General features: G+C 72.8%; 4 protein-coding genes. 1 reads left to right on the forward strand and 3 read right to left on the reverse strand.

Translation table 11 applies throughout. The features are described from left to right. On the forward strand, positions 1–814 hold an 814-nt coding region (locus tag DQW06_RS00130; RefSeq protein ID WP_117197723.1), incomplete at its 5' end, for a polysaccharide lyase family 1 protein. Here DQW06_RS00130 and DQW06_RS00135 read toward each other — a convergent pair. The 3 genes from DQW06_RS00135 to DQW06_RS00145 all read right to left on the reverse strand — a co-directional run bounded on the left by DQW06_RS00135 (position 807) and on the right by DQW06_RS00145 (position 4,757). Next, positions 807–1,721, reverse strand: coding sequence for a hypothetical protein (locus DQW06_RS00135; RefSeq protein ID WP_232832922.1), 915 nt, complete (start codon positions 1,719–1,721; stop codon positions 807–809). The genes DQW06_RS00130 and DQW06_RS00135 overlap by 8 nt on opposite strands. A 972-nt stretch (positions 1,722–2,693) precedes the next feature. Beyond that, complete coding sequence (locus DQW06_RS00140; RefSeq protein WP_117197725.1) at positions 2,694–3,569, reverse strand: hypothetical protein; 876 nt, start codon at positions 3,567–3,569, stop codon at positions 2,694–2,696. Positions 3,570–3,656: 87 nt separating this feature from the next. After that, on the reverse strand, positions 3,657–4,757 hold the full coding sequence (locus DQW06_RS00145; protein WP_117197726.1) for a pilus assembly protein TadG-related protein: 1,101 nt from the start codon (positions 4,755–4,757) through the stop codon (positions 3,657–3,659). Positions 4,758–4,785 lie beyond the last annotated feature (28 nt).

Consider the following 4,785-nt stretch of genomic DNA (forward strand, 5'->3'; position numbering starts at 1 on the left):
CGACGGTGAGGAGTACCCCGGCGCGGTCGGCGGGGCGGAGGGGGAGACCGTCACCGCCTCCGACGCCGGGGAGCTGGCCGACCACCTGTCCGCCGAGGAGCCGCTCACCGTCGAGGTCACCGGAGCGATCGACCTGGACGGGACGGTGGAGGTCGGCTCGGACAAGACCCTGGTGGGTGTCGAGGGCGGCGCCGAGCTCACCGGCGGGCGGCTGGTGGTCGACGGAGCCAGCAACGTCATCCTGTCCAACCTGCGGGTGGAGGCCGACGGGACCGCGCTGTCCGTGCGCGGTGGCGCCCACCACGTGTGGGTGGACGGCTCCACGTTCTCCGGCGGCGGGGACGCCCCCCTCGTCTCGGTGACCGGCGGCGCCGACCACGTCACCCTGTCCTGGAACCACTTCGCCGACGCCGAGTCGGCGCTCGCCGTCGGCGGCGGGGAGGAGGAGCCGGGGGCGCTGCGGGTCACCGTGCACCACAACTACTTCGACGGGACGGCGGGACGCCACCCCAGGGCGCGGTTCGCCGAGCACGTGCACGTGTTCAACAACTACTTCCGGGCCAACGAGGAGTACGGGGTGGAGTCGGCCGACGACTCCAACGTCCTGGTGGAGGGCAACTACTTCGAGGGCACCCGGCTCTCGGTGGCCACCTCGGAGGAGGAGCCCGGCAACGTGGTGACCCGCGACAACCTGCTCGTGGACTCCGCGCAGCCCGACCTGCTCGGCGAGGTGGCCGACCCTCCCTACGCCTACGAGATGGACGACACCGCCCGCGTCCCCGACGTGGTCTCGGCGGAGGCCGGGGTCAGCTGAACGAGTGGTACTCGTAGCTCTCCCCTACACCGCTCTCGGTGCGGTAGTCCAGCCTGCGGGGGTACCCCTGTTCGTCGATCCACAGCTCGAACTCGGCGTCCCTGACGGTGGTGAGGGTGTTGCGCCCGCTCTCGGGGTCGTAGCCGCCCAGCATCGCCGTGAACGTGCCCGTGTAGTGGTAGGCGCTGTGCGTGCTGTGCAGCTCCGGCCACTCCAGGCTCACCTCCTCCCGTCCCTCCAGCGCGAGGTCGGTGGAGGTGGCGAGCACCTCGCGCAGCTTGACCGACCCGTACGCGCGTGAGCACAGGTACCGGTCGGCGTGGCTGGGCGGGTCCAGCAGTTCCAGGCCCCGGTCGGCGGTCATCATGAGCTGGCCGCCGCCCACGTCGTAGCGGTACACGCTCAACCCGCCCGTGGTGGAGAAGTAGTGGTCGAACTCCGGCTCGGCCCCCGCGTCGTACATGGCCTGCCCGCGGCCCGAGGTGATGGGGTCGGCGGCGGTCGTGGGATGGGACGCGGGCGGCCCGGGAAGGGCGTCGGCCGATCCGGCGCCGGGATCCGGTGCGTCCCGCGGGTCGCTCTCCCCGTCGTGCACGGTGAAGGTGAGGTGGAAGGCCGAGGAGTCCTCCACGAGTTCGACGGCGGCCTCCAGGTAGGCCTCGGCGTCCTCGGGGTCGGCCGCGGTACGGGCGGAGCCGCTGCGCGGCGGACGGGACTCCGGGCCCTCCGCGACGTCCAGCGGGGGAAGGGGGTCGCCCACGACGAGCCGGGCCACAGCCCATCCGCTGGCGACCACGGCCAGGCAGACCAGCACCATGAGGAGGGAGACGAGCCAGTTGGGCCGCCCTCCAGGGGAGGAGGGCTGCTCGTCGGGGTCGGAGGGGTGCGGCATCGACGGAATCGACACGGCCTGGGCCTCGTTTCTGCGGATCTTCGCGCGACCGCCGGGGGACGCGGGGGGTTTGCTGATCGTTCTCGTCTGGCACCGGAGGGTGACGGTTGCTACGACGCGGTGACGCAGTGTTCCGTTCGATGGTCCCACGCATGTGATCGCCTCCGACATCCACGAAAGTGAGCACCCAGTCGCGGTGGGGTGACTCCAGGAACGGTGCGAGGAAGCCGAAGGTGTCGGTCCGCGACAGCCGCCGCAGGGTCTCCTCGGCGGCGTGCTCCCACAGCAGCCGGACCGCGGTCCGGGCCGCGGCGGAGGCGGCGAAGGTCGGACTGCGGAAGAGTTCGTGCAGATCCTCGCCCTCCAACCGCAGGACGGTGGCCTCCAGCACCCGTGCGTCCAGCAGGCCCAGGAGGGACAGCGCGCAGTCCGTCCGGGCCACCGGATCGGGGAGGGCTCCGGCCCGCGCGCAGCGCAGGACCGCCTCCGCGGCGGCGGCGGAATCCAGCCTCCAGTCCCCGTCCGGTGCGGGTTCGTGGCCGGTTGCGGCCGTGCCGTCACCGATGCCGGTCCCGTCCTCGGGGCGGGAACCGGACGCGTCGCCCAGCGCCCGGTGCACGGCTCCCCGCAGCTCCGCGGGGAGCCGTCCCAGCGCGCCGTGCGCGGCGGCCGCGACGAGCAGGGACAGCACGACCAGCAACAGGGCGGCGTACTCCAGCAGGGTGTTGCCCCGGTCCACGTGTCCACCTCCTGTCGCTTCGTGCCTGCCCACGGTCCGGACCCGTGTCGAGGGAGCCGTCGGGGCTGGTACGCGCCCCGTGCCGTTCGTGGTCCGGGCTGTGCGTGCGCTGTTCCGTACGTGTTCTGGGCCGTACGTGTTCTGTTGTGCGCGCCCTGTGCGGTGCCGAGAACCGGGCTGTGCGCGTCCTGTGCGGCGGCCCCGGCACCCGGCGGGCCTCCGTCGGGGGAACCGGCCCCGGAGACCCTCTAGGGCCGCCGGGGTGTGAAGAGCTGGGGCGGCTCCCTCTCGTAGGCGCGCACGCGGTCGCGGATGAGCTCCAGGTGCTCGGGAGGGCACGACCAGCCCTGGCGGACGAGCGTGTGCAGGATGCGGCGCAGCAGCCGTCCCGGACGCAACTGGAGGTCGTACACGCTCGCCGAGACCACCTCCCAGTCCTGCGCCCGCATCGCCGCGTACCGGACCCGGTCGCTCGCCCCGGCCACCGTCGAGGAGTGGAAATCCAGGCTGTCGTACTCCAGCGCCACCCGTTGGCCGGGCCAGCCGAGGTCGGCGTGGAACACGCCCTCGTCGGTGGGGACCGGGCACCGCGGGACGGGAGGAGGCAGGAGCGCCTCCAGGACCAGCACACGCGTCCACGACTCGGCGGGCGACTGGCTCAGCGCGGAGGAGTAGCGCAGGGCGGTGCGCAGCTGCCTCAACTGCCGCTGGGACCGGGCCCGCTGGGCGGCACGGAGCAGGTCGCCCTTGGCGACCAGCCCCCGGGAGAGGAAGGCGTCGAGGCGGGCCGTGGCCATGAAGACCGAGGGCGCGCGGGCGGCGACGTCGACGGCCGCGCGCACCGCGCTGGTGACGCGCACGCCCTCCACCACGTCGCGGTCCGCGGCGGGCACGTGCTCCCGGTGGGCGACCACCGGCATGCCGCTGGTGCGTACGCCCCGGGGGACCGCCACGTGCGGGCGGGTGCGTGTGGCGCGGGTGCCCGCCGGGTGCAGGTCCACGCCCCAGACGTAGGAGGCGGTGATGTCGCAGACCACCGCGTCGGGGGAGATCGGACCGACGATCGGCGCGAGCGTGCGCAGGAGGAGGGAACGGTCGGGAAGGGTGTGCTCACGGACTGTCATACCCTCCAGGTTCGGGGGCGGGCACCGCCCCGGCAAGCCCCTTCCGCCGCCTGTGGACGACTCCCGGGACCCCCGCGCGGGGTCCGGTCACTGCATCAAACCGACGCCCGCCGCCAGGTGGATGTGGTCGATGTGGTTCTGGGTGTTGCTGCCCCTGTCGTCCATGGCGCGGCTCACGCTCGCCCAGGGGCCCACCGGGTCCGGGTTCCCGCCGGTCGCGTTCCAGATGCGCTGCTCGTAGATGATGCCCTTGACCCCGAGCTGGTGGGAGTTCTGGATCACCCAGTCGATCACGGTGATGGCGTTGGCGTGCATCTGCGGGGTGGGGACGCCGCCCAGTTCCGCCATCATGTAGTCCACCGCCTCGCCGCTGTCGTGGTCGCTGCCAGGTTCGTTGCGCCGGCCGCCCGCGGAGAGGAAGAAGCCCGGGAACTCCTGCTGGAGGCGCTGGTGCGCCGCGCACATGATGGGGTGCAGTGACCCCAGCGAGTCGCAGTCCACGGCGGGCCCGCCCCCTCCGACGAAGTTGGGGTTGAAGCTGTAACGGCCCTCCTGGTCGACCAGGTGCACGTCGATCAGCCGTTTGGCGGAGGCGAGGTCGTCGACGGTGCCGCCGTCGCAGACCAGCTCGCCCCCGTCGCGCCCGCACTGATGGGGGATGCGGACGATGGCGATGGCCGAGGCGTTGCCGACCACGGTGTTGGTCTCCTCCTCGCTGCCGTCGCAGACCACGTCGTTCCAGTGCCGGGACCCGTCCTCCTCCAGTTCGCGCTGGCACACGGCGCCGCGCACCTCCACCCGCACGATGTTCCCGCTGCGTCCCATGACGTTGTCGCTGGCGCGGATGTCGGTGAGGACCGCCCCGTTGCTGCGCGCGTACTCCTCGGCGCGCGCCTCGGCGGCCTCCTCGTCGAACCAGGGCATGGGGTACGCGCCGTTGACGATGTCCTGCGCTGCCCGGTCCTGGAGGGCGCCCACCGCCGCCAGCGCGGCGGCGTCGGCCGCGGTCTGGGTCCGCGAGCGCTGGTCGTTGGCGGCGCCCACCCGTACGAACAGCAGGGTCAGCGAGAGCAGGGCCAGGGTGAGCCCGAACAGGAGCAGGACGTTGGCCTGTCCGTCGTCGCCTCTGCCCGGGGCGCGCCGCCGGGACGGAGGGGCGGTGTGGGGGAGGATCCGTCGCAGTCCCATGCCTTTTCCATCAGGGGAGGGGGTGCTC

Source organism: Nocardiopsis sp. TNDT3 (genome assembly GCF_003427465.1).
GTDB classification, from domain to species: domain Bacteria; phylum Actinomycetota; class Actinomycetes; order Streptosporangiales; family Streptosporangiaceae; genus Nocardiopsis; species Nocardiopsis dassonvillei.

Coding starts and splice junctions, on each gene's coding strand:
- DQW06_RS00145 (WP_117197726.1), bottom strand. CDS start 4,757: ATGGGACTGCGACGGATCCTCCCCCACACCGCCCCTCCGTCCCGGCGG.
- DQW06_RS00140 (WP_117197725.1), bottom strand. CDS start 3,569: ATGACAGTCCGTGAGCACACCCTTCCCGACCGTTCCCTCCTCCTGCGC.